This is a genomic window from Streptomyces sp. NBC_00045 (assembly GCF_045041095.1).
In the GTDB taxonomy this organism is placed as follows: domain Bacteria; phylum Actinomycetota; class Actinomycetes; order Streptomycetales; family Streptomycetaceae; genus Streptomyces.
Genome location: NZ_CP108271.1, coordinates 3,150,175 through 3,171,462, shown reverse-complemented (window position 1 = coordinate 3,171,462; position 21,288 = coordinate 3,150,175). Strand labels below are relative to the sequence as shown.

23 protein-coding genes, 1 tRNA gene and 2 pseudogenes are annotated in these 21,288 nt (G+C 72.6%); 20 read left to right on the top strand and 6 right to left on the bottom strand.

What is annotated here, in order from left to right; genetic code table 11:
- Window positions 1–4 precede the first annotated feature (4 nt).
- A complete protein-coding gene (locus OHA65_RS14855; protein WP_327283603.1) occupies window positions 5–304 on the bottom strand; it encodes a hypothetical protein in 300 nt (99 codons plus the stop codon).
- A 44-nt stretch (window positions 305–348) separates the two neighbouring features.
- On the bottom strand, window positions 349–525 hold the full coding sequence (locus tag OHA65_RS14850) for a hypothetical protein (protein ID WP_327283602.1): 177 nt from the start codon (window positions 523–525) through the stop codon (window positions 349–351).
- A 154-nt stretch (window positions 526–679) separates the two neighbouring features.
- Between OHA65_RS14850 and OHA65_RS14845 the strand changes: the two genes are divergently transcribed.
- Together OHA65_RS14845 and OHA65_RS14840 are read left to right on the top strand one after the other, a co-directional pair.
- Window positions 680–1,216 (top strand): GNAT family N-acetyltransferase, encoded by a 537-nt coding sequence (locus OHA65_RS14845; RefSeq protein ID WP_327283601.1) that lies wholly within the window; start codon window positions 680–682, stop codon window positions 1,214–1,216.
- A gap of 27 nt (window positions 1,217–1,243) precedes the next feature.
- Window positions 1,244–2,251 carry a hypothetical protein gene (locus OHA65_RS14840; protein ID WP_405761991.1) on the top strand — a complete coding sequence of 336 codons (1,008 nt, stop codon included), beginning with the start codon at window positions 1,244–1,246 and terminating at the stop codon, window positions 2,249–2,251.
- 4 nt (window positions 2,252–2,255) lie between these two features.
- Here OHA65_RS14840 and OHA65_RS14835 read toward each other — a convergent pair whose 3' ends face one another.
- On the bottom strand, window positions 2,256–3,260 hold the full coding sequence (locus tag OHA65_RS14835) for an SEC-C domain-containing protein (RefSeq protein ID WP_327283598.1): 1,005 nt from the start codon (window positions 3,258–3,260) through the stop codon (window positions 2,256–2,258).
- Between the two features lie 68 nt (window positions 3,261–3,328).
- Here OHA65_RS14835 and OHA65_RS14830 point away from each other — a divergent pair, with 68 nt between their 5' ends.
- The 4 genes from OHA65_RS14830 to OHA65_RS14815 all read left to right on the top strand — a co-directional run bounded on the left by OHA65_RS14830 (window position 3,329) and on the right by OHA65_RS14815 (window position 6,278).
- Complete coding sequence (locus OHA65_RS14830; protein WP_405759218.1) at window positions 3,329–4,132, top strand: class E sortase; 804 nt, start codon at window positions 3,329–3,331, stop codon at window positions 4,130–4,132.
- Window positions 4,133–4,184: 52 nt separating this feature from the next.
- Window positions 4,185–4,505 carry a DUF6412 domain-containing protein gene (locus tag OHA65_RS14825; RefSeq protein ID WP_371643649.1) on the top strand — a complete coding sequence of 107 codons (321 nt, stop codon included), beginning with the start codon at window positions 4,185–4,187 and terminating at the stop codon, window positions 4,503–4,505.
- 137 nt (window positions 4,506–4,642) lie between these two features.
- The gene (locus OHA65_RS14820; protein ID WP_405763413.1) at window positions 4,643–5,299 is read left to right on the top strand and encodes a YidC/Oxa1 family membrane protein insertase; all 657 of its coding nucleotides are present in this window, start codon (window positions 4,643–4,645) and stop codon (window positions 5,297–5,299) included.
- 121 nt (window positions 5,300–5,420) lie between these two features.
- Complete coding sequence (locus OHA65_RS14815) at window positions 5,421–6,278, top strand: fumarylacetoacetate hydrolase family protein (protein WP_327283596.1); 858 nt, start codon at window positions 5,421–5,423, stop codon at window positions 6,276–6,278.
- Window positions 6,279–6,348: 70 nt separating this feature from the next.
- On the opposite strand, the gene OHA65_RS14810 is transcribed toward OHA65_RS14815, so the two are convergent.
- Window positions 6,349–6,738, bottom strand: a complete 390-nt coding sequence (locus tag OHA65_RS14810; protein ID WP_328762872.1) for an LAETG motif-containing sortase-dependent surface protein — start codon at window positions 6,736–6,738, stop codon at window positions 6,349–6,351.
- A gap of 81 nt (window positions 6,739–6,819) precedes the next feature.
- Window positions 6,820–7,938 carry a Gfo/Idh/MocA family oxidoreductase gene (locus OHA65_RS14805; RefSeq protein WP_327283594.1) on the bottom strand — a complete coding sequence of 373 codons (1,119 nt, stop codon included), beginning with the start codon at window positions 7,936–7,938 and terminating at the stop codon, window positions 6,820–6,822.
- 103 nt (window positions 7,939–8,041) lie between these two features.
- Between OHA65_RS14805 and OHA65_RS14800 the strand changes: the two genes are divergently transcribed.
- The 14 genes and pseudogenes from OHA65_RS14800 to OHA65_RS14735 all read left to right on the top strand — a co-directional run bounded on the left by OHA65_RS14800 (window position 8,042) and on the right by OHA65_RS14735 (window position 21,020).
- Window positions 8,042–9,082 (top strand): ROK family protein, encoded by a 1,041-nt coding sequence (locus OHA65_RS14800; RefSeq protein ID WP_327283593.1) that lies wholly within the window; start codon window positions 8,042–8,044, stop codon window positions 9,080–9,082.
- A gap of 28 nt (window positions 9,083–9,110) precedes the next feature.
- Window positions 9,111–9,326, top strand: a pseudogene (locus tag OHA65_RS14795) (maleylpyruvate isomerase); the annotation flags it as partial.
- Between the two features lie 165 nt (window positions 9,327–9,491).
- Window positions 9,492–10,295 carry a hypothetical protein gene (locus OHA65_RS14790; protein WP_329316559.1) on the top strand — a complete coding sequence of 268 codons (804 nt, stop codon included), beginning with the start codon at window positions 9,492–9,494 and terminating at the stop codon, window positions 10,293–10,295.
- Window positions 10,296–10,328: 33 nt separating this feature from the next.
- On the top strand, window positions 10,329–11,093 hold the full coding sequence (locus OHA65_RS14785; protein WP_371643644.1) for a GntR family transcriptional regulator: 765 nt from the start codon (window positions 10,329–10,331) through the stop codon (window positions 11,091–11,093).
- 159 nt (window positions 11,094–11,252) lie between these two features.
- Window positions 11,253–12,374, top strand: coding sequence for a TIGR03364 family FAD-dependent oxidoreductase (locus OHA65_RS14780; protein WP_327283591.1), 1,122 nt, complete (start codon window positions 11,253–11,255; stop codon window positions 12,372–12,374).
- A 5-nt stretch (window positions 12,375–12,379) separates the two neighbouring features.
- Window positions 12,380–13,065: pseudogene (locus OHA65_RS14775) on the top strand (HAD family hydrolase).
- On the top strand, window positions 13,062–14,111 hold the full coding sequence (locus OHA65_RS14770) for an ABC transporter ATP-binding protein (protein ID WP_328762868.1): 1,050 nt from the start codon (window positions 13,062–13,064) through the stop codon (window positions 14,109–14,111). Before OHA65_RS14775 ends, OHA65_RS14770 begins: the two are co-directional and overlap by 4 nt.
- Window positions 14,104–15,171 (top strand): 2-aminoethylphosphonate ABC transporter permease subunit, encoded by a 1,068-nt coding sequence (locus tag OHA65_RS14765; RefSeq protein ID WP_327283588.1) that lies wholly within the window; start codon window positions 14,104–14,106, stop codon window positions 15,169–15,171. The genes OHA65_RS14770 and OHA65_RS14765 overlap by 8 nt, the downstream gene beginning before the upstream one ends.
- Window positions 15,158–15,955 (top strand): ABC transporter permease, encoded by a 798-nt coding sequence (locus tag OHA65_RS14760; RefSeq protein WP_405761989.1) that lies wholly within the window; start codon window positions 15,158–15,160, stop codon window positions 15,953–15,955. Before OHA65_RS14765 ends, OHA65_RS14760 begins: the two co-directional genes overlap by 14 nt.
- Window positions 15,956–15,981: 26 nt before the next feature.
- Window positions 15,982–17,070, top strand: coding sequence for a 2-aminoethylphosphonate ABC transporter substrate-binding protein (locus OHA65_RS14755; RefSeq protein WP_327283586.1), 1,089 nt, complete (start codon window positions 15,982–15,984; stop codon window positions 17,068–17,070).
- Between the two features lie 134 nt (window positions 17,071–17,204).
- Window positions 17,205–18,728 (top strand): alkaline phosphatase family protein, encoded by a 1,524-nt coding sequence (locus tag OHA65_RS14750; RefSeq protein ID WP_327283585.1) that lies wholly within the window; start codon window positions 17,205–17,207, stop codon window positions 18,726–18,728.
- Window positions 18,729–18,828: 100 nt separating this feature from the next.
- Window positions 18,829–19,608, top strand: a complete 780-nt coding sequence (locus tag OHA65_RS14745; protein ID WP_327283584.1) for an HAD-IIA family hydrolase — start codon at window positions 18,829–18,831, stop codon at window positions 19,606–19,608.
- 79 nt (window positions 19,609–19,687) lie between these two features.
- Window positions 19,688–20,314, top strand: a complete 627-nt coding sequence (locus OHA65_RS14740) for a hypothetical protein (protein ID WP_327283583.1) — start codon at window positions 19,688–19,690, stop codon at window positions 20,312–20,314.
- Window positions 20,315–20,324: 10 nt separating this feature from the next.
- On the top strand, window positions 20,325–21,020 hold the full coding sequence (locus OHA65_RS14735) for a class F sortase (RefSeq protein WP_327283582.1): 696 nt from the start codon (window positions 20,325–20,327) through the stop codon (window positions 21,018–21,020).
- A 117-nt stretch (window positions 21,021–21,137) separates the two neighbouring features.
- On the opposite strand, the gene OHA65_RS14730 is transcribed toward OHA65_RS14735, so the two are convergent.
- Window positions 21,138–21,211 (bottom strand) — tRNA-Lys (locus OHA65_RS14730).
- Window positions 21,212–21,288: the final 77 nt, after the last annotated feature.

The window sequence follows — 21,288 nt, the reverse complement described above, 5'->3', positions numbered from 1 at the left end:
CGGCTCAGCCGCGGTCGGCGACGGCCCAGGAAGCGGCCGCCACCACGGTGGCGGCTCCCAGGACGGCCGGCCAGGCCCCGACCTTCTTGGCCAGCGGATGCGAGCCCGCGAAGCCGGCGAGGTACAGCGCGCCGAGCCCGGCCGCCGCGGGGACGCCGCCACGGCGGTGCCATTCCCGCCCGGCGGCCAGCCCGGCGGCGCCGAGCACGACACCGCCCAGCGGGCGCTTCTTGGTCCACCGGGCGACGGCGTATCCGCCGACCAGTCCGGCGGCCGCCACTGCGGAACTCGGTACGCGCACCATGCCCAACTCCTGAAGTCGTCTGAACCACTTGTCTTACTACGAGGCTAACGCGGGCCCTTGGCCACCCGGCGGGCACCCAGCGCCCCGAGAACGAACACGGCCCCGCCGATCACACCGTCCGGTACGGCGTCCTGTACGGCGCGCGGCAGCAGTGCCACCACGCCCAGGACGAGGAGGAAGGCGAGCACGCACCGGCCGGCGGCCCGAAGCAGTCTGTCCACGGGCTGCTCAACGCGCTCCGCCGTCCCCCGACACGGAGGGCGGGGAGGGGATTTGTCGCACACTCGCCGGATCCGTGCGATACGCGCCCCGGCAACCGGACCGGCATAAATTGACTCTCCCACCCCAAACGGGAAAAAGAGGAGTTCGGACATTGTGATCTGCTACGGACGGGCCGTCCTCGACCTCGTGGACGAACTGGTCGACGCCTATGCCGACGTCTTCTCCGCCCCGCCGTGGAACGAGGACGAAGAAACCATTCGCCAATTCTCGGTCCGCCTCCAGGCCGACAGCCGACGCCGTGGTTTCCGTACGGCTCTCGCCCAGTCCGCGGCCGGTATCGACGGCTTCGCCACCGCCTGGCTCACCCCGGCCACCTTCCCCAAGGACCGCGGATACGCCCAGGTCTCGGCGCAGCTCGGCCCGCAGCGGGTACGGGAACTCCTCACCGGCGCGCTGGAGATAGACGAACTCGCCGTGCGCCCTTACGCGCGCGGCCACGGCACCGGCCGGGCCCTGCTCACCGAGATCACCGCCGACGCCCCGGACCGGCGGGCCTGGCTGCTGACGTCCCGGCTGGCCATCGACACGGTGGCCACGTACCGGCGTTTGGGCTGGCACGAGGTCACCTCCCTGCCCGGCACGCAGACGGGGGTGATCGTCTTCCTGTCCCCGGACCACCCGGGCCGCTAGGAGTTCCCGCCGATCGCGCCCCGCGGCATGATCACACCGAAGCCGCTGCTGCGCAGGCAACTCAACCTGGCCACCCGCCACCCGCCACCCGCCACCCGCCACCAGCTCACCGCGTCCGGGATCCCGGACGGCACGATCACCTCCCGCACCCGCCCGGGCGGGCCCTGGCCACGCTTACTGCCCCGGGTCTACCTCCTGCAGACCGGCCCCCCGGACCACCGTCAACGCGCCCTCGCCGCCGTCCTGTACGCCGCCGAGCCCACCGCGGACCCGCTGTCCGGCGACACCGCCGTCCTCACCGGCAGCGCCGCCCTGGCCCTCCTCGGCGTCCGCGACGTCCCGCACACCCCCGCCGACGTCCTGGTCCGCGCCCCGCGTCGACTCACCGGCACCCCGGAGGTGCGCCCGCTGGCCACCGCCCGCTGGCCGCGCACCATGACGGTCTCCGGTATCCCGAGCACCCGCCCGGTGCGCGCGGCGGCCGACTTCGCCTCCCGAGCGGCGGATCCGGTGCGGATCCGCTCGACGCTGGCCCGTGTCGTCCAGGCGGGCTGGTGCCACCCGCAGGACCTGCACGCCGAGCTCCGCGCGGCCCGGCTCCTCACCCGCCCGGAGATCCGTGCCGCCGCGTCGGAGCTCGTCGCCGGGGTCCGCTCGATCGCCGAGGCCCTGGCCCGGGACACCCTCACGGCGACGGACCTGCCGACCCCGCTGTGGAACGCCCGCCTCTACACCCCGGACGGCAGCTTCCTGGCCAGCCCGGACGCGTACTGGCCGGACGAGGGCGTGGCCCTGGAGATCGACTCGGCGGAGTACCACTACACGCGCGACGCCTGGCACGCCACCCTCCGGCGCCGCCTGCGCCTGGAGTCCCAAGGCGTCCTGGTGGTCAGCGCGACCCCGTCGATGATCCGCGAGAGCCCCGGCCAGGTCATCGCAGCCCTCCGCACCCTCCTCGCCCTCACCACGACGCGCCCCACCCCACCCGCAGCCCTGGCCCGCGGCCATGTGCAATTGGAGCTTCCGGCGGCGTGACCGATCAGTCGGCGACCTGGCCGTGGCACTCCGAGTAGGGCTTCGTCGAGGTGCACCAGCAGGGGGAGTTGGGGGTGGGGGGCCAGGACGTGGCCTTGCCGCGGGCTGCCAGGGTCGTTGCGTATTCGGGGAGGAGCGAGGGGGAGGCCGGCGAGGTCTTCTCGGATGCCGCGAAGGCCTCGTACGACGGGACGCTCGCCGTCACGATGCCGAGGTTCGTCGTGCCCGAGGCCGCCAGGGCGCGCAGGGACGCCTCGATGTGCGTGAGGTGTGCCGCGTGCGAGGGGTATTCCGCCGCCAGGGTGGGGTAAGAGGTGAGGAGTTCGGCCAGTTCGCGGGCGGGCCAGTGGAGGATGGCCACCGGGAAGGGGCGGGACAGGGCGGCGCGGCGGTCGCCCAGTTCGGCTCGCAGGCGGGCGATCTCGGCGCGGAGCTCGGCCGGGTCGTCGGAGCCGAGGGCCCAGATGCGCTTGGGGTCGTGGAGCTCGTCCAGCGGGATCGGGCCGATGTGGCGGGTGTCGGCGACCATGTCCCAGTCGTCGTGGGGGAGTCCGAGGAGGCGGCGCACCCGGTGCCGGCCGGTCAGCAGGGCCGTGGTGGCCGGGGTGAGCGGGGTGTCCTCCGTGATGAGCAGGGTGGCCGCCTGGGTGAAGCACTCCTCGGAAGCGGTCAACTCGTCGTGTGCTTCGAGGGCTTCCGCGATGACTTCCCAGGGCGCCGGGTCCGCGGGCGCGGCCGCTCGGATGCCCTGGATGAGGGCGCGGGCCTCGGGCTCGTGGCCGTACTCCCACAGGTTCGCCGCCTGGAGCGCCTTGATCAGGTGCGGATCGGCGGGCGAGGCGGCGAGGAGTTGGTCGTACAGCGCGCTGGCGCGTTCCCGGGCGTCACCCAGTTCGAGGTGGGCCGCGGCCTGGAGGAGCAAGGGCTCCTGGTCCTCGGGGTAACGGGTCGCCGTGCGGATGAGGCGCTCGGCTTCGGCGATGTGCTCGGCAGGCGTGTCAGGGCGCATGGTTCACACCGTACTGCGGCTGGTCTGTTGACGGGGGAGGTCTTAAGGTGCGGCCCGTGCGGGATCACATGCGTGTGGTGGTGCAGGGGGGTGACCGGCGGGGGCGCCGGGCCGGTCTCGCCGGGGTGCTGTGGGGCGCCGCCGAACTGATCGTCACGGTGGGCGTGGTGGTGTTGTTGCTGGTGGTGCACCAGGTGTGGTGGACCAACCGGCAGGCCCTCGCCGCCGCGCACGAGCAGGTCCGGGCACTGGAGAGGGAGTGGACGCTCCCCGCTGCGTCGCCCGCCGTACCTTCCGGGCCCGCCGGGCCGCCTTCACCGTCGCCCTCCGAGTCGTCCCCCGAGTCGTCCTCCGGGGCGCCTTCCGTGCCGTCCGGCTCATCCGGTTCGTCCGTCGGTCCCGCCCGCCCCGCCGCCGACCCGCCGCCCGCGCAGGAGTCGGCGTACGGGGTCCTGCGGATCCCCCGGCTCGGGGTCGTCGTGCCCGTCGCGCAGGGCGTCGACAAGCGGGCCGTGCTGGACAAGGGGTACGTCGGGCACTACCCCGGGACCGCGCAGCCCGGGGCGGAGGGGAACTTCGCGCTCGCCGGGCACCGCAACACCCACGGCGAGCCGTTCCGGTACATCAACCGGTTGCGGGCCGGGGACGAGCTGACCGTCGACGTACGGGGGCGGCGGTACACCTACGTGGTGGGGAAGGTCCTTCCGGAGACCAGTGCGCGGGACACCGGGGTGATCGCGCCCGTGCCCCGCAGTACGGTCCGGCCGGAGTACGGGTACGACGAGCCCGGCGCGTACATCACGCTCACCACCTGCACGCCCGAGTACACCTCCACAAACCGGCTCGTGGTGTGGGGAACCATCAGGCGATAGCCCGCGTTCTTGTCTTCGGTAGGCAACCGATCTTGGGAAGGGGGGGCACCGCATGGCTCGGCACGACCGTGGGCGGCTGTTGATGCCCCTGCTGCTGTTCGCCGGGGTCCTCGGGCTCCTCGCGCTCCTCGGGATGTCCGCGGGGGAGCCGGGCAGCGGGCTGGGCGCCGTCGTGGGCGTCCTCGCCACCACCGTCGCCATGGGCGCCGCGGCCCTGGCCGCCCGACTCGTACGGCCCGTGCCTCCCCACCGCATACGCACCGCGATCCGTGATCGCGAGCAGCGCACGGCGTTCCTGCCGCAGCGTGATCCCGATGCCTCGGGCCGGTCGCGGCCCAGGGCGCCCGGTCGTCTCGTTCCGACGGCCGCGTAGGGGCGCCCCTTCCTTCCTTTGTTGTCGCGAGTAGTCGCGCCCCTCGTGGGTCGTCGCGCCGAAATGCAGTTCTTTCGACGTTCGACGAGACCCTTCGGAGGGCCACCGTGTCCGTTTTCACCTCTCTCGTTGCCGAGCTGGGCCGGCTCCTGGAGCCCGTACTGGCCGAGGCCGCGACCGCTGCCGCGATCGTGCTGTTCACCGTGCTCGTACGGCTCGCCCTGCATCCGCTGAACCGGGCCGCGTTCCGCGGTGCCACCCCGCTGGCCGGCATCCTGCCCGTGCTGCTCCAGCTGCCGGTGTTCTTCCTCATGTACCGGGCCTTCTCCTCCTCCGGCGAGCTGCTGGACCACCGGCTGTTCGCCGCGCCGCTCGGGGCCCGCTGGAGCGATGCCCTCGGAGCGGGCGGCCTCCTCGGAGCGCAGGGGCTGGTGTTCCTGGGGCTGTTCGCGGCCATCGCCGCGGTCGCCGCGTGGAGTGCCGTACGAGGGCGGCGCGCGGCCGCCGCGGCTCCCGTGCAGGCCCTACCGGCCACGTCCCGGGCCAAGGGCAAGCCCGGGGCCAAGGGCAAGCCCGCGGTCGCCGCCGAGATGAGCGCCGAACAGCAGGAGATGGTGCGCAAGATCGGCGGCGTACTGCCGCTGCTGTCGTTCGGGTCGCTGATCACGGCGGCCGTGGTGCCGCTGGCCGCCGGGCTGTACCTGGTGACCACCACCGCGTGGTCCGTGGCGGAGCGGGCCTGGCTCCAGCACCGCAAGGAGGCGGCGCAGGAGCGCGAGCGTTCCAGCCTGTGAACAGGGTCTTGCGGATTGGGCGACCATCTTGGAGGATCAACCAATTCTCCGATGGCCGCAACCCATCGGCAGGCCCGGGCACGCCCATGGGCCGACCACCCACGACCACGGGAGAATGCCCATGAAGCTGCTGCGTGTCGGACCGGTCGGGGCGGAGCGCCCCGCGCTGCTCGACCAGGACGGGATCCTGCGCGACCTGTCCGGCCTGATCACGGATGTGGACGGCGCCCTGCTCGCCGACGACTCCGTACTGTCCCGGGTACGGGACGCGGCGGCGACCGGCGGGCTCCCGGCCCTGGACGCGGAGGGCCTGCGGATCGGTTCGCCGGTCGGCCGGATCGGCAAGATCGTGGGCATCGGGCTGAACTACTTCGGGCACGCGGCCGAGATCGGTGCGGAGCCGCCGGCCGAGCCCATCCTGTTCCTCAAGGCCACGGACACCGTGGTCGGCCCGGACGACACCGTGCTGATCCCGCGCGGCAGCGTGAAGACCGACTGGGAGGCCGAGCTCGGCGTCGTCATCGGCAGCACCGCCCGCTACCTGTCCTCCGCCGCGGAGGGCCTGGCCCACGTGGGCGGCTACACACTGGTCAACGACGTATCGGAGCGCGAGTTCCAGATCGAGCGCGGCGGCACCTGGGACAAGGGCAAGAACTGCGAGACGTTCACCCCGCTGGGCCCGTGGCTGGTCACCGCCGACGAGGTCGCGGACCCGCAGGCCCTGGACGTGGAGCTGTGGGTCAACGGCGAGCTCAAGCAGGACGGCAACACCGCCGACCAGATCTTCCCGGTCGGCGAGGTCGTCCGGTACCTGAGCCAGTTCATGACCCTGTACCCGGGCGACGTCATCGTCACCGGCACCCCGGCCGGCGTGGCCATGGGCCAGCCCGAGCCGAAGCCGTACCTGCGCGCCGGTGATGTCGTGGAGCTGGAGATCGAGGGCCTCGGCCGCCAGCGCCAGGAGTTCAAGAGCGCGTAGCGAGGGCAGCGGCGCTGAGGTGCGGGGCGGGACCGTCGAAGGGCGGCCCGCCCCGTTGCGTGCTCGGCGCTCAGCTCTTCGAGGCCGCGCGGCGACGGCGGTTGGCGTAGATCAGGCCGGCGCCGGCGCCCAGTGCGGCGGCGCTGCCGCCCGCGATCAGAGCGGTCGCGGACCCGCCGCCCGTGCTCGCGAGCGCGGCCGAACCGCCTGCCGCGCTCAGGTGGGTGTTGCCGGCCGAGGTCGCGCCGGTGCTGGTCTGCCCGGCGGCCTTGTCCTTGTCGCGTGCCGCGAACTGCCCGGTCCCCAGGAACTCGGCGCGGCCCGCGGGCAGGTCCGGCACGGTCGACGCGGCCGGTGCGCCCGCCGACGGGGCGTCGGTGGCGAAGGCGGGCGACGCGAGCAGGACGGCCGGGGCTATCGCGGCGGTGGCGACGACCGATGCGATCCGGGGCAGCTTCACAGACGGATTCCATTCTTCACACGCATGATGATCAACAGCCTGTGCAGGATAGATCGCCCACGACCCTCAAACTGTCCATTTTCAGGACAAGGCGGGGTTCAGCTCCACGGTCACCCCGTCCCGGGACGACGTCCGCGCCGCCTCCAGCACCTCCAGGCACTGCGCCGCCTCGTGCGCGGTGACCGGAGCCGGGCCGCCCTCGCGCAGGGCCGCCGCCACCGCCGCGTAGTACGCGGGGTAGTCGCCCGGCACCGTCGGCACCGGGGCCCCGCCACCGGTCAGCGGGGACTCGCCGGAGCCCACCCGGCCCCACAGGTGCTCGGGCTCCTCGCCCCACGGGCTCTCGCCGTCCGGCCGCTGCCCGTCGCGCAGGGCCGCCTCCTGCGGGTCGAGTCCGTACTTCACGTAGCCCGCCCGGGAGCCCAGTACCCGAAAGCGCGGACCCAGTTGTGCGGTGGTCGCGCTGACGTAGAAGTGGGAGCGGACGCCGTTCGCGTGCGTGACGGCGATGAAGGTGTCGTCGTCCGCCTCGGCGCCCGGGCGGCGCACATCGGTCTCCGCGTACACGCGCACGGCCGGGCCGAACAGCACCAGCGCCTGGTCGACGACGTGGCTGCCGAGGTCGTACAGCAGGCCGCCGATCTCCTCCGGGGCCCCGGACTCGCGCCAGCCGCCCTTGAGCTGCGGGCGCCACCGCTCGAACCGTGACTCGAAGCGCTGGACCTCGCCGAGCTCGCCGTCCGCGATGAGGCGGCGCAGGGTGAGGAAGTCGTTGTCCCAACGGCGGTTCTGGAACACGGACAGGAAGGTGCCGGTCTCGTCGGCGAGGGCGGCGAGTTGTCGGGCCTCGGCGGCGGTGGCGGCGAGCGGCTTGTCCACGACGACCGGGACGCCGGCGTTCAGCGCGGCCGTGGCGAGCGGGACGTGGGTCTTGTTGGGGGAGGCGATGACGACCAGGTCGAGCGCCGGGGTGAGGTCCCAGAGCTCCTGCGTGGTGCTCACGATCCGGATGTCCGGGTACGCCTCGCGCACCTGGGCCTGCCGGTTCGGGTCGGAGGTGACGACCGTGTCGAGGACGAGTCCGTCGGTGGCCGAGACGAGCGGTGCGTGGAAGACGGAGCCTGCGAGTCCGTAGCCGATGAGACCTACGCGGAGCGGGCCGTTCGACCGCGTGGGGGAAGCGGAAGGGGAGGCGTTCATGCAGCCACTTTGGCAACAGTGTTGCTTAAGTGCAAGGAGGGTGGACAATGGAGAGGTGGACCGGGGCAGTGGAAGTAACGGAAGCGGCGCGAACCTACCGGCGGTGCGCGGTCACAACGACGCGCTCGTCCTCGCCCTGCTGCGCGAAGCGGGCATCGAGGGCCTCGGCCGCACCGATCTCGCCGTCCTCACGCGCCTCACCCCGCAGGCCGTCAGCAAGATCGCGGCGAGGCTGCGTGCGGAGGGGCTCGTCGCCGAGGCCGGCCGCGGTGCGTCCACCGGGGGCAAGCCGCGGACGCTGCTCCAGCTGGCCGCCGGCGCCCGGCACGCCGTCGGGGTGCACGCCGACCGCGACGAGATGCGGGCGGTACGGGTGGACATGCTGGGCACCGTCGTCGAGCGGTTCCGCGGCCCCCTGGACTTCGCGTCCGGACCGGACGTCGTCGCGGACGAGGTCGCACGGGCCGTGGACCGGCTGTGCGGGGAGGCCGGCGCAGGGTCCCTGCTGGGCGTGGGCGTCGCCACGCCGGGACCGCTCGACTGGCGGGCGGGCGTACTGGGTCGGGTGACGGGATACCCCGAGTGGGAAGGGTTCCCGATGCGGCAGGCGGTGGTGGACCGGCTCGGGCCCGACGCCCCGCCGGTGGTGCTGGACAAGGACACCAACGCGGGGGCCGCGGTCCCCGGCCGTCGAGCCGTCGGAACCTCCCTGTACCTGCACCTGAGCACCGGCCTGGGAGCCGGGCTCCGACTGCGCGGCGAGGTCTTCCGCGGGGAACGGTCCGCAGCGGGAGAGTTCGGGCACCAGGTCCTGATGCTGGACGGCCCGCCCTGCCGGTGCGGAGGCCACGGGTGCGCGGAGGTGCTGTGCCTGACGGCGGTGGCCCGCGGGGACCTCCAGGAGGCGGCGCGGATCCTGGGTGAGGGCGCTGCGAACGTGGTCGCGCTCCTGGACGTAGACCGGGTATGGCTGGGGGGACGGGTGGTGGACTCCGCACCGGAGGTCTTCACGAGGGGCGTCCGCCGCGTCCTGGAGGCCCGCACCCTGGGCGGCCCTATCCCGGAGGTCGCCGCGTCCGAGGACGGTGTCGCCGAGGGCGCGGCGGAACTGGCCCTGGCCCCGCTCTTCGGCCGCGTGGGCTGAGGGCCCCGCCGGGCGCCTCGCCGGCGGGGTGGACCTGACCGCACACCTCCCGGACGCACCGCCCCCGCCCCCGGAGGGCCTGGCCCGGTCCCGCGCGCTGTTGGAACGGATCGCCGGGGCCGCCTTCCCCGGGTCGTTCACCGACCGGGACGCACTGCTGGTCGGTACCGGCCGCCGGACACCGACCGCCGCGGAGCCGGCCGAACTCGGCGCGCGGGCGGCGGTCCTGCCGCTCCACCTCGGCTGGACCGCGGCGTGGGGCCGATCAGGCGTAAGGGGTGCGGCCGGCAGGCGTGGCGGGCGGAGGGGGTCGCGGGGGCGTGGGAGGGTGCGGGGAGGCCGGGGTGATTGTCGCCTCGTCCGACCATCGTCCCGTCCCGTCCGGCGAGCAGCGAAGCGAAGGTCTTCCATGCGACTGCGCAAAGCCCTTGCCCACTCCGCCGTCCTGGCCGCCACCCTCGCCGTCTGCGTGCCGAACGCCGCCGCGGACGTCGGCAACGGCGGCGGTGCCCGGCCCGCGCCCGCGCTGCCGTCCCGGATCGAGGCCACCTGCGGGGACGGGAAGAGCAGCGCCTTTCCCATCGGGGCGCGGATCCGCGGCGGCCCGGCGGTGTACCGGACGGGCGGGGGGCCGCAGACCTGGTTCCTGGACCTCACGAACACGACGAACTCCGAGTGCACGGCCATCCACCCCGTCGTGGTGTTCACGGACAAGGCCCGCGCTCTGCTCCCCGCCCACTTCCGGATGGAGTTCGAGGCCCCCGGCGGGACGTTCCCGGTCAGCCTGGAGCGGAGCGACCGCGACGAGATCATCGCCGTCTTCGACGGGGGCGAGGCCTTCTCCGGGTTCGCCGTCCGGGCCGGCGGCTCCCTGACCGTCAAGGTCCACCTGGCGTTCGCCCCCGGCACCCCCGCCGGGGAGGTCGTCGCCGATGCCGCACTCGTCCAGCGCAAGGGGGACGACGGCGACTGGATCGGTGAGGCCGGCGCGTACCTCTTCTCGGTCGAGGGCGCGGAGAAGGAGGAGACGGGCGCGGCCGGATCCCTCGCCCACACCGGCCCCCGCGACTGGGCGTTCGGCGCGGGAGCTGCCGCCGCCCTCGTCACCGGCGGCGGGTTCCTGCTCGCCTCCCGGCGGCTGCGCACGACGGGCACCCCGCTCACCCCCGGCGCCCCCGCCGCCCCCCGCACCCCCGGTACTCCCGCGCGCTGATCTCCGTACACCCGGCCCGCGTACAGTCCCAGGGTGGAAGAACAGAACCTGCACCACCGCCCCGGCTGGCCCGTGCGCTCCGGTATCCCGGAGCACGGCCGCATCCCCAAGTACTACGCCGTGAAGGCCCGGATCGCGGACCTTCTCGACGACCTCGGCGAGGGTGGCCTGCTCCCCACCGAGCGGGATCTCGCCGAGCGGTACGAGGTGTCCCGCGAGACCGTACGGCAGGCCCTGCGCGAGCTCCTGCTGGAGGGCCGGCTCCGCCGCTCCGGCCGGGGCACCGTCGTCGCCGGTCCGAAGCTCGAACAGCCCCTGTCGCTCGCGAGCTACACCGAGGGCGTGCGCCGCCAGGGCCGCCGGCCCGGCCGCAACCTCATCGGGCTGGAGCAGTTCCCCTGCCCGCCCGAGCTGGCCCCGGGGATCGGCGCCGAGCCCGGCGAGCCCGTCTGGCACCTGGAGCGCGTCCTGCTCGCCGACGACGAGCGGGTGGGTCTGGAGAGCACGTACATCCGGGTGGCGCGGGCACCGCGCCTGGACAGCGAGTTCCCGCCGGACTCGTCCTTCTACGGGTACCTCCTCGACCGGCTCGGGATCTCGTTCGGCGACGCCGACGAGAAGCTGGAGACGGTCCTGGCGACCCCCCGCGAGGCCCTGCTGATCGGCACCCCGCCGGCCCTGCCGATGCTGCTCATCCACCGTTTCTCGCGGGACCAGGACGGGCGTCCCCTGGAGCGGGTGCGTTCGCTCTACCGTGGTGACCGGTTCAGCTTCACGACCCACCTGCGGCTCGGATAGGCCCGAGCGGATCCCCGCCAAGACGCCGAAAAGGGACGTACGGGCGACGCATTCGGATCACGAAGAGGTAACGGGTCTAGGCCAAGTGTCGAGGGCTGTTCACCGTCCCGTTGCCGCCGCGATCCCCCCGGTCCACGGGCCGCGGCCACCGTGGAGCGCGTGAGAGTCATAGTCGTCGGAGGCGGCGTGGTCGGCACCATGCACGCCTGGCAAGCAGTTGAACGCGGCCACGAGGTCGTCCAGATCGAGCGAGAGGCCGAGGCCCGCGGCGCGTCACTGCGCAATTTCGGCCAGATCTGGGTCAGCGGACGGGCCGGGGGCGAGGAGTTGGAGACCGCCCTGCGGGCCCGCGAGCTCTGGGAGCGGATCGGCGCGGAGGTGCCCGGCCTGGGCTTCCGCGCGATCGGCTCCCTCACCCCCGTCCGCAACGCCCGCGAGTACGCGGTCGCCGAGGCGGCCGCTGCCCGCCCCGACGCCGCCGCCCGGGGCTACGAACTGGTCACCGCCGAGCAGGCGCGGAAGATCAACCCCGCCCTGCGCGGCGCCTTCGAGGCCGCCCTGTGGTGCGAGCGGGACGCGGCCGTCGAGCCGCGCACCGCCCAGCTCCACCTGCGCGAGGCCCTCCGGGCGAGCGGCCGGTACACCTTCCTGCCCGGACGGGAGGTGCGCGAGGTCGTCGGCAACGGAGCCGTCCGCGACGACCACGGTGACGTCCACCGGGGCGACGCCGTCGTCCTCGCCACCGGCGCCTGGCTTTCCGGACTGGTCCGCGAGCTGGCCCCCGAGCTGCCCGTGCGCCGCGTACGGCTCCAGATGATGCAGACCGCCCCGCTCGGCGAGGAGCTCACCACCTCCGTCGCGGACGCCGACAGCTTCCGCTACTACCCCGCCTACCGGGGCGATGCCCTCGACGTCCTCAACGCCGAACAGGCTCAGGCGCCGGTCGCCGCCGCGCACAAGATGCAGCTTCTGATGGTCCAACGCCAGGACGGCGGGCTGACCATCGGCGACACCCACGAGTACGAGCACCCCTTCGCCTTCGACACCCTCGAAGACCCGTACGAGCACCTCACCGGGGTCGTCGAGGCCTTCCTGGGCCGCCCGCTGCCGAAGATCAGGCACCGCTGGGCGGGCGTGTACGCGCAATGCACCGACACCGCCCGCGTCGTCCACCGCCAGCAGGTGGCCGACGGCGTCTGGCTGGTGACCGGACCCGGCGGCCGCGGGATGACCTGCTCGCCCGCCATAGCCGAGACCACCGCGAACGAACTGGGCTGGTGAAACAGATGAGCAACCCCGCCAACGCATCCCGCAACCTGGTCGTCCTCGACATGGCCGGCACCACCGTCGCCGACGGCGGCCTCGTCGAGCGCGCCTTCGAGCGCGCCGCCGAACGCCTCGGCGTCGAACCGGGCACCGCCGACCACCAGGCCAAGCTCCAGTACGTCCGCGACACCATGGGCGAGTCGAAGATCTCCGTCTTCCGTCACCTCTTCGGCACGGAAGAGCTCGCCCGGCGCGCCAACTCCGCCTTCGAAGAGGCGTACGGCGAGCTCGTCGACGGTGGCCTCATCGCCCCGGTCCCCGGCGCCCGCGAGACCATCGAGAAGTTCCGCGCCGACGGCCGCACCGTCGTCCTGACCACCGGCTTCGCCCGCGTCACCCAGGACGCCATCCTCGACGCCCTCGGCTGGCAGGGCCTGGCCCCGCCGACGCGGGCGGCCGCGGCCGGCCCCACCCCGACATGGTGCTGGCCGCGTTCCTGCGCACCGGCGCCGTCGACGACGTACGGGACGTCGTGGTCGCGGGCGACACCGCCTACGACATGCTCAGCGGCCGCCGCTCCGGCGCCGCGATCGTGGCCGGCGTCCTCACCGGCGCCCACGACCGCGCGGTGCTCACCGAGCACGGCGCCACCCACGTCCTCGGCTCGATCGCCGAACTGCCCCAGGTCCTGCTGGAGTCGGCGTGAGCGGCATCCGCTTCGAGGGGGTCAGCGTCGCGTACGGCGCCGCCACCGTGCTGGACCGGCTCGACCTGACCGTCGAGCCCGGCGAGGTCATGGCGCTGCTCGGCCCCTCCGGGTCCGGGAAGACCACGGCGCTGCGCGCGGTCGCCGGTTTCGTACGGCCCGCCGCGGGCCGGATACTGATCGGCGGCCGGGACGTCACCGCGCTCCCGCCGCACAAGCGCGGCATCGGCACGGTCGTCCAGCAGTACGCGCTCTTCCCGCACATGCGGGTGGAGGACAACGTGGCGTTCGGCCTCAAGGCGCAGAAGGCCCCCAAGGCAGAGATACCCGGGCGCGTCGGCGAGGCCCTGGAGATGACCGGGATGGCGGCGTACGCCCGGCGCTACCCGCGCGAGCTCTCGGGCGGGCAGCAGCAGCGCGTGGCGATCGCCCGCGCCCTGGCGATCCGGCCCGGGGTGCTCCTGCTCGACGAGCCGCTGTCCGCGCTCGACGCGCAGCTGCGCTCCGGGATGCTCGCCGAACTGGCCCGGCTGCACCGGGAGCTGCCCGACGTATCGATCCTGTACGTCACGCACGACCAGGTGGAGGCGCTGACGCTCGCCGACCGGATCGCGGTCATGGACAAGGCCCGGCTCCAGGACTGCGGCACTCCGCAGCAGCTGTACCGGGCGCCGCGCACCGAGTTCACCGCATCGTTCGTCGGCAACGCCAACCTGCTGCCGGTGACGGTCGCCGACTCCGGGGCGCTCTTCGCGGGCCGGCCCCTGGAACTGGACCGCGGGCGCGCCGTCCCCGGCGCGAGCGCGACCCTGTGCGTGCGGCCGCACCTGCTCGGCCTCGGGGCCGGGCCCAACGCGCTGACCGGCACGATCTCCGAGGTGCAGTGGCGGGGCTCGACGCACCGGCTGTACGTCGACGTCGAGGGCCACCGGATCAAGGCCGATCTGCCGGAACTGCGCGAGACCCCCGCGCTGGGCGACCGGGTGACGCTGCACTTCGAACCGCGGGACGCCGTGCTGCTGGCCGCAGGGGTGTCGGATGACTGACGCCCCGCGCCTGGACGGGCGGCGAACGGTGCACCTACCGGGCACCCGGGCTCCGGAGCACACCGACGCCACGCAGGGCACCCCGCAGGGCGTTCCCGCCGCGGCGTCGCAAGCGCCCGCGCCGTCCGGCCGCCGCCCGCGCAACGGCACCGCGGTCGGTGACGAAACCACCCCCGAACACCGCGCCACTCCGTCCGGCTCCCGCACTCCGTCCGGCTCCCGCACTCCGCAGGGGGCCCGTACCGTGCCCGGCTGGCTGTGGTCCGTACCGCCCGTGGCCGTGCTGGCGCTGGTCTTCCTCTATCCCCTCGCCCTGGTCGTCCAGCAGTCCCTCACCCCCGAGAACGGCGGCGGCGCCTTCGACGCGTACGCCTCCGTCTTCCGCTCCCACGCCTTCCGCGAGGCGCTCGGCACCACGGTCTGGCTGGCCGCGGGGGCCACCGTCGGCTGCCTCCTCCTCGGCTTCGCGCTCGCGCTGGTCATCGCCTTCGTCCCCTTCCCCGGGGCCAGGGCCGTCGCGAAGTTCATCGACGTCTTCCTCTCCTTCCCCTCCTTCCTCATCACCCTGGCCCTCCTCTTCATCTACGGCACGGCCGGCATGGCCAACGGGGTCTGGACCGACGTGACCGGCGCCGCCGACGGGCCCTTCCACTTCCTCACCACCCCGTGGGGCGTACTGCTCGCGGAGATCACGTACTTCACGCCCTTCGTCATGCGCCCGCTGCTCGCCGCGTTCTCCCAACTGGACACCGCCCAGCTGGAGGTGGCCTCCTCGCTCGGCGCGAAGCCCGCCCGGATCATCCGGCAGGTGATCCTCCCCGAGGCCCTCCCGGCGCTCGCCGCCGGTGGCAGCCTGGTCCTGGTGATGTGCCTCAACGAGTTCGGGATCGTCCTGTTCACCGGAGCCAAGGACGTCACCACGCTCCCGATGCTCGTCTACGGCAAGGCGATCCTCGAATCCGACTACTCGGCCGCCTGTGTGGTCGCCGTCGTCAACATCGCGATTTCCGTAGGCCTGTTCGGCCTCTACCGGGTGGTGAGCAAGCGTGCTGGTGCATAGCCGGACCGGCCGCTGGGCCGCCTGGGCCCTGTTCGGCCTCTTCTTCCTGCCCCTGTTCGCCCTGCCCCTGCTCGTCGTGGTCGCCGCGTCCTTCGCCACCCACTGGTCGGGGGCCTTCCCCTCCGGCCCGACCACCACGAACTACGCTTCCGCCGTGCAGGGCGAATCCCTCCGGGCGCTGACCACCTCGCTGGTGACCGCCCTCGTCGCGAGCCTGCTCGCGCTCACCGTGGGCACCTGGGCCGCGCTGGCCGCCGCCGGGCTGAAACGGCGCGGAAAGCGGACCCTGGACGCCCTGTTCATGCTGCCCGTCGCCGTGCCGTCCGTGGTCGTCGGGCTCGCCGTGCTGGTCGCCTTCAGCAAGCCCCCGCTGCTGCTCAACGGCACCAGCTCAATCGTGATCCTGGCGCACACGATTCTTGTCACGGCGTTTGCCCACCAGTCGGTTTCGGCCGCCATCGTTCGTCTCGACCCCGCGTACGAACAGGCGGCGGCCTCCCTGGGCGCCGGCCCCGCGTACGTCCTGTGGCGGGTCAAGCTCCCCCTCCTGCTGCCGTCCCTCACCGCGGCCGCCGGACTCTGCTTCGCCCTGTCCATGGGCGAGCTGAGCGCCACGATGATGCTCTACCCGCCGGACTGGATGCCCCTCCCGGTCCGGATCTTCACCGCCACCGACCGCGGTTCGCTGTTCGGCGGCTCCGCCGTCGCCGTGGTCCTGATGGCCGCCCCCCTCCTGGTCCTCCTGGCCGTCTCCCGCATCCGCACCAGAGCCTCCTACCGCTGACTCCCTTTTTCCCGTAAGGAAGTTCCATGTCCAGAACCCCCGTGAGCCGTACCGTCCTGCGCACCACGGCCGCCGCCACCGGCAGCCTCGCCCTCGCCGCGGGCCTCACCGCCTGCGGCGGCTCCTCCGCCGCCGATTCCAAGGCGGGCGGCGAGAAGGTCGTCACCGTCTACAGCGCCGACGGGCTCAAGAGCGACAAGGGCGACGGCTGGTACGACAAGGTCTTCGCCGATTTCACGAAGAAGACCGGCATCCAGGTCAAGTACGTGGAGGGCGGCTCGGGCGAGATGGTGCAGCGCGCCGTCCGCGAGAAGACCAACACCCAGGCCGACGTACTGGTGACCCTGCCGCCGTTCATCCAGCAGGCGGACGGCAAGGGCCTGCTCCAGGAGTACAAGCCGCAGGGATCCGACAAGGTCAACGGCGCGAACAAGGCCGCCAACGGCAAGTGGACCTCGGTCGTCAACAACTACTTCGGCTTCGTCTACAACAAGAAGGAGCTCACCGACGCCCCCAAGACCTGGGAGGAGCTGCTGGACGCCGAGTACAAGGGCAAGCTCCAGTACTCCACCCCGGGCGTCGCGGGCGACGGCACCGCCGTCCTCGTCAAGTCGATGCACGACTTCGGCGGCAAGGAGGCGGCGATGGAGTACCTGAAGAAGCTCCAGACCAACAACGTCGGCCCGTCCTCCTCCACCAGCAAGCTCGCGCCGAAGACCGACAAGGGCGAGCTGCTCGTCGCCAACGGCGACGTCCAGATGAACTTCGCGCAGTCCAAGTCCATGCCCAACCTGGGCATCTGGTTCCCCGCCAAGGACGGCGGCAAGCCGACCACCTTCGCCCTGCCGTACGCGGCCGGCCTGGTGGACAAGGCCCCGCACACCGAGAACGGCAAGAAGCTCCTCGATTACCTGCTCAGCGAGGACGCCCAGAAGCGGGTCAGCGAGGTCGGCGGTGGCTTCCCCGCGCGCACCGACGTCAAGCCGACCGACGCCAACGCCGTCGAACTCACCAAGCTGATGACGGGCGTCGAGGTCTTCGAGCCGGACTGGGCGGACATCGACAAGAACCTCGCGGGCTACGTCGACGCGTGGAAGTCGGCAACCGGAAGCTGATTGGTTGCCTCCTGGTCACTCCCGTCCAGGAAAGTGACGCTTGCATAACGGGTCTGGACCGAAGACCGCACCTTCGGTCCGGACCCGGCGCATGTCCACCAGCGCCGTTCCCACGATTACTCCCGGAGGAGTACGTGCCCACTGTCCTGTCAGGACGCGCCCTCGCCGTGACCGCCACCGCCACGGCCCTGCTCGCCACCGCGCTCGGCACCCACACCGCCACCGCCGCAGCGGCCGCCACCACCGACAAGGTCCTCGTCATCGGCATCGACGGCGTGGTCCTCGACCGCGTCAAGGCCGCCAACGCCCCCAACCTGAACGGCCTGATGGCCCAGGGGCTCACCGCCAAGAGCACCCTGTACGCCAACCCCATGGCCGCCACCTCCTCGGGCCCTGGCTGGTCCACCATCGCCACCGGCGTCTGGCCCGACAAGCACGGCGTGAAGGACAACTCCTTCACAGGCAAGAACTTCACGGCCTACCCGGACTTCCTGACCCGCATCGAGAACGCCAAGCCGGCGCTCAACACGTACGCGGCCGCCGACTGGGAACCGCTCACCTCCACCGACCAGAACGGCCCGGTCTTCTCCGCCAAGGTCGACAAGCGCCTCAGCCTCAAGGGCGACCGCGACGGCTACGGCACCGAGGACCCGAAGATCGCCGCCGCGGCCTCCGCCGAACTCCAGGGCCAGAACCCGGACGCCTCCTTCGTCTACCTCGGCCAGGTCGACTCGGCCGGGCACTCCTACGGAGCCGCCAGCCAGCAGTACCTCGACGCCATCGGCCGCGTCGACACGATGGTCGGCCAGCTGCTCACCGCCGTGCAGAACCGCCCCACGTACGCCCAGGAGAACTGGAAGATCCTGGTCACCACCGACCACGGGCACACCGACGCCGGCGGCCACGGCGGCTCCTCCATCCAAGAGCGCGGCACCTTCGTCATCGCCAAGGGCGCGGGCATCCCGGCCGGTTCGGTCCGCACCGACGTCAAGCTCGTCGACGTGGCGGCCACCGCGCTCGCCCAGGTCGGCGTCGACGCCGGCTCCGCGATCGACGGCGTCCCGCTGGGCGCCCCCGACGACAACGACCCGTTCGACACCCTGCGGCCGAGCCTCCAGGGCCGCGTGGACGAGACGGGCATCCCCGCAGGCGTCAAGGGCTTCACGCACACCCCGCCGGCCGGCTGGTCCGTCGACAACTCCAAGACGGGCACGGGCGGTGTCACCGAATGGGCCGGCTGGGCCTTCGCGACCGACGAGTTCTGGAGCCAGTCCCAGCGCGACCAGTGGCGCGAGCTGAACGTCCGCTCCCGTGACGTGTTCGCCGTCGCCGACTCCGACGAGTGGGACGACAAGTCCCACACCGGCTCATACGACTCCACCCTGATCACTCCCCAGTGGGCCGTGACCGGCGGCACCACGAAGAACCTGACCTTCCAGACGCACTACCGCCACGAGGCCGGCCAGAGCGCCCAGGTCCTGGTCTCCTACAACGGCGGTACGCCCACCGTCGTCAAGAGCTACACCGCCGACGCGGTCGCCAAGGCCGAGTCCCTGGCCCTCCAGGTCCCGGCCGGCGCCACCGACGTCCAGATCCGCTTCCGCTACACCGGCAGCAACAACTGGTTCTGGACCGTCGACAACGTCAAACTCGGCTGATCCAGGCCCCCGCCGTCCGGGCTGTGGACGCCGAACGCGGCCACGGCCCGGCCCCGATAGGGTGGTACAGACCAGCGGTCAGAGAGCGGAGAACAGTCCAGTGGCAGAGCGCAAGCCGATCGAATCCTGGCTCACCGACATGGACGGGGTACTCATCCACGAGGGCACCCCGATCCCGGGCGCCGATGCCTTCATCAAGCGGCTGCGCGACTCCGGCAAGCCCTTCCTGGTCCTGACCAACAACTCCATCTACACCCCGCGCGACCTCCAGGCCCGGCTCTTCCGGATGGGCCTCGACGTCCCCGTCGAGAACATCTGGACCTCCGCGCTCGCCACCGCCAAGTTCCTCGACGACCAGCGCCCGGGCGGCACCGCGTACGTCATCGGCGAGGCCGGCCTGACCACCGCCCTGCACGACATCGGCTACATCCTGACCGACCACGAGCCCGACTACGTGGTCCTCGGCGAGACCCGGACCTACAGCTTCGAGGCGATGACGAAGGCCGTCCGCCTGATCAACGCGGGCGCCCGCTTCATCTGCACCAACCCCGACGAGACCGGCCCCTCCACCGAAGGCCCGCTGCCCGCCACGGGCGCCGTCGCCGCCCTGATCACCAAGGCGACCGGCAAGCAGCCGTACTTCGCCGGCAAGCCCAACCCGCTGATGATGCGGACCGGCCTGAACGCCATCGGCGCGCACTCCGAGAGCAGCGCGATGATCGGCGACCGGATGGACACCGACGTCCTGGCCGGACTGGAGGCCGGGATGCAGACCTTCCTCGTGCTGACCGGACTGACCTCCATCGAGGACACCGAGAAGTTCCCGTACCGCCCGACCAGGACCGTCGACTCCATCGCCGACCTGGTCGATCTCGTCTGATCCGAACGGGTCAAGCGCGCGGCGCTCCGGATGCGGAGCGGTGCGCCGCGCGTGAACCTCCTTGTTGAGGAGGTTCACCATGCGCAGTGCTCTGATCGCTCTCCGTGCCACCGGGGTGGCCGTCGCCCTGACGGCGCTCACCGCGGTGTCCCCGCCCGCAGCCCTGGCGGGCGAGGAGAACCGTGCGGGCGTCTCGGTCGATCCGCACCAGGCCGAGCCGGGGGCGCAGGTCAAGCTGCGCGTCCGCGGCTGTGACGACAAATGGGCGTCGGCCAAGTCCGCGGCCTTCGTGTCGGAGGTCCACCTGTCGTCGGGCCGCGACGGGGACAAGACGCTGTCGGGTGACGCGATGGTCAGCTCGCACGCCCAGCCCGGCTGGCACGACATCAAGGTCAAGTGCGACGGGGGCGAGGACCGCGTACGCGGTTCCATCGAGGTGATCCGCCGTCGCGACGACCGCGAACAGGACCGCGACCGGCCGAACCCCCACCAGTCGCCCGTCCGGCCCGTCCACGCGGGCGGTGGCGGCATGTCCGCCGAGCTCGCGGCGCAGGCACAGGACCAGGCCGCGGCCACCAAGAAGAGCCACGGGGGCGAGGGCCCCGGCCTCCCGCAGACCGTGATCGGCGCAGTGCTCGCCGCCGCGGCCACACTGGCCGTCGCGTTCCGGGCGCTGACCCTGCGTCGGCGCCGCAGCGGCGAGTGAGGGCCTTGCGGTGACGGGCCCGGGGGAGCCGAAGCCCTCCGGTAGCGGGCGGTTGCTGACCTTCGCCGCCTGGTCCGTGCTGGTGCTCGGCCTGTGGCTGTGGGGCCGCGAGATCACCGGCGTCCCGCCGCGCCCGTCGTCCGCACTGGCCGGCGGGTCCGCGCTCCCGGTCCCCGGGCTGCCCGCCGCGCACACCCCGCTCGCGGCGTCCGTGCCCGCCCGGGTCGACGTGCCGTCGATGGGCATCCAGGCGCCGGTGATCTCCCGCGGCCTCGATGCCCAGGGCGCGATCGAGCCGCCGCCGTTCGAGCAGCCCGGCACGGTGGGTTGGTGGGGCGCCGGGGCCAAGCCGGGCGAGGCGGGCGCCGCGCTGCTGGTCGGGCACGTGGACACGGCGTCGAAGCCGGCGGTCTTCTACGGCCTGAGCACGGCCCAGCCGGGCGGCAAGGTACGGGTGGTGCGGATGGACGGGTCGGTCGCCGAGTTCACGATCGAGGACGTACGGGTCTACGAGCGGGCGGGCTTCGACGCGCACCGGGCCTACGGCCCGCGGATCGAGGGCCGGGCCGAGCTGCGCCTGGTGACCTGCGGGGGCACGTACGACAAGGCGGCCAGGGAGTACACGGCGAACGTGGTCGTCTCGGCCTACCTGACGGGCGAGGGCGAAGCCGCGGGTGCGGGAGGGCGGCCCGGCGCGGCGGTGTGAGGCGAGGATTCGGGCACGGGCAGGGACACGCCCGTGCGCACCGGCTGCTCCGCCGCCCGGGGGACACGACGAAGAAGCCCCTCACAGCTTTCGCTGTGAGGGGCTTCCCCTTGTCTGTGCGCCGCCAGGGACTCGAACCCCGGACCCGCTGATTAAGAGTCAGCTGCTCTAACCAACTGAGCTAGCGGCGCTTGCTGACAGGGAAAACTCTACCCCACCTCCACCCGTGCTCGTGACCAGCCGCGCCCGCCTTGTCCGATTAACCCAT

Excerpts from the sequence above, each read along its gene's own strand:
- OHA65_RS14740 (WP_327283583.1), top strand. The coding sequence starts at position 19,688 with ATGCGCAGTGCTCTGATCGCTCTCCGTGCCACCGGGGTGGCCGTCGCC.
- OHA65_RS14815 (WP_327283596.1), top strand. The coding sequence starts at position 5,421 with ATGAAGCTGCTGCGTGTCGGACCGGTCGGGGCGGAGCGCCCCGCGCTG.
- OHA65_RS14805 (WP_327283594.1), bottom strand. The coding sequence starts at position 7,938 with ATGAACGCCTCCCCTTCCGCTTCCCCCACGCGGTCGAACGGCCCGCTC.
- OHA65_RS14830 (WP_405759218.1), top strand. The coding sequence starts at position 3,329 with ATGCGTGTGGTGGTGCAGGGGGGTGACCGGCGGGGGCGCCGGGCCGGT.
- OHA65_RS14825 (WP_371643649.1), top strand. The coding sequence starts at position 4,185 with ATGGCTCGGCACGACCGTGGGCGGCTGTTGATGCCCCTGCTGCTGTTC.
- OHA65_RS14765 (WP_327283588.1), top strand. The coding sequence starts at position 14,104 with ATGACTGACGCCCCGCGCCTGGACGGGCGGCGAACGGTGCACCTACCG.
- OHA65_RS14840 (WP_405761991.1), top strand. The coding sequence starts at position 1,244 with ATGATCACACCGAAGCCGCTGCTGCGCAGGCAACTCAACCTGGCCACC.
- OHA65_RS14790 (WP_329316559.1), top strand. The coding sequence starts at position 9,492 with ATGCGACTGCGCAAAGCCCTTGCCCACTCCGCCGTCCTGGCCGCCACC.
- OHA65_RS14755 (WP_327283586.1), top strand. The coding sequence starts at position 15,982 with ATGTCCAGAACCCCCGTGAGCCGTACCGTCCTGCGCACCACGGCCGCC.
- OHA65_RS14855 (WP_327283603.1), bottom strand. The coding sequence starts at position 304 with ATGGTGCGCGTACCGAGTTCCGCAGTGGCGGCCGCCGGACTGGTCGGC.
- OHA65_RS14835 (WP_327283598.1), bottom strand. The coding sequence starts at position 3,260 with ATGCGCCCTGACACGCCTGCCGAGCACATCGCCGAAGCCGAGCGCCTC.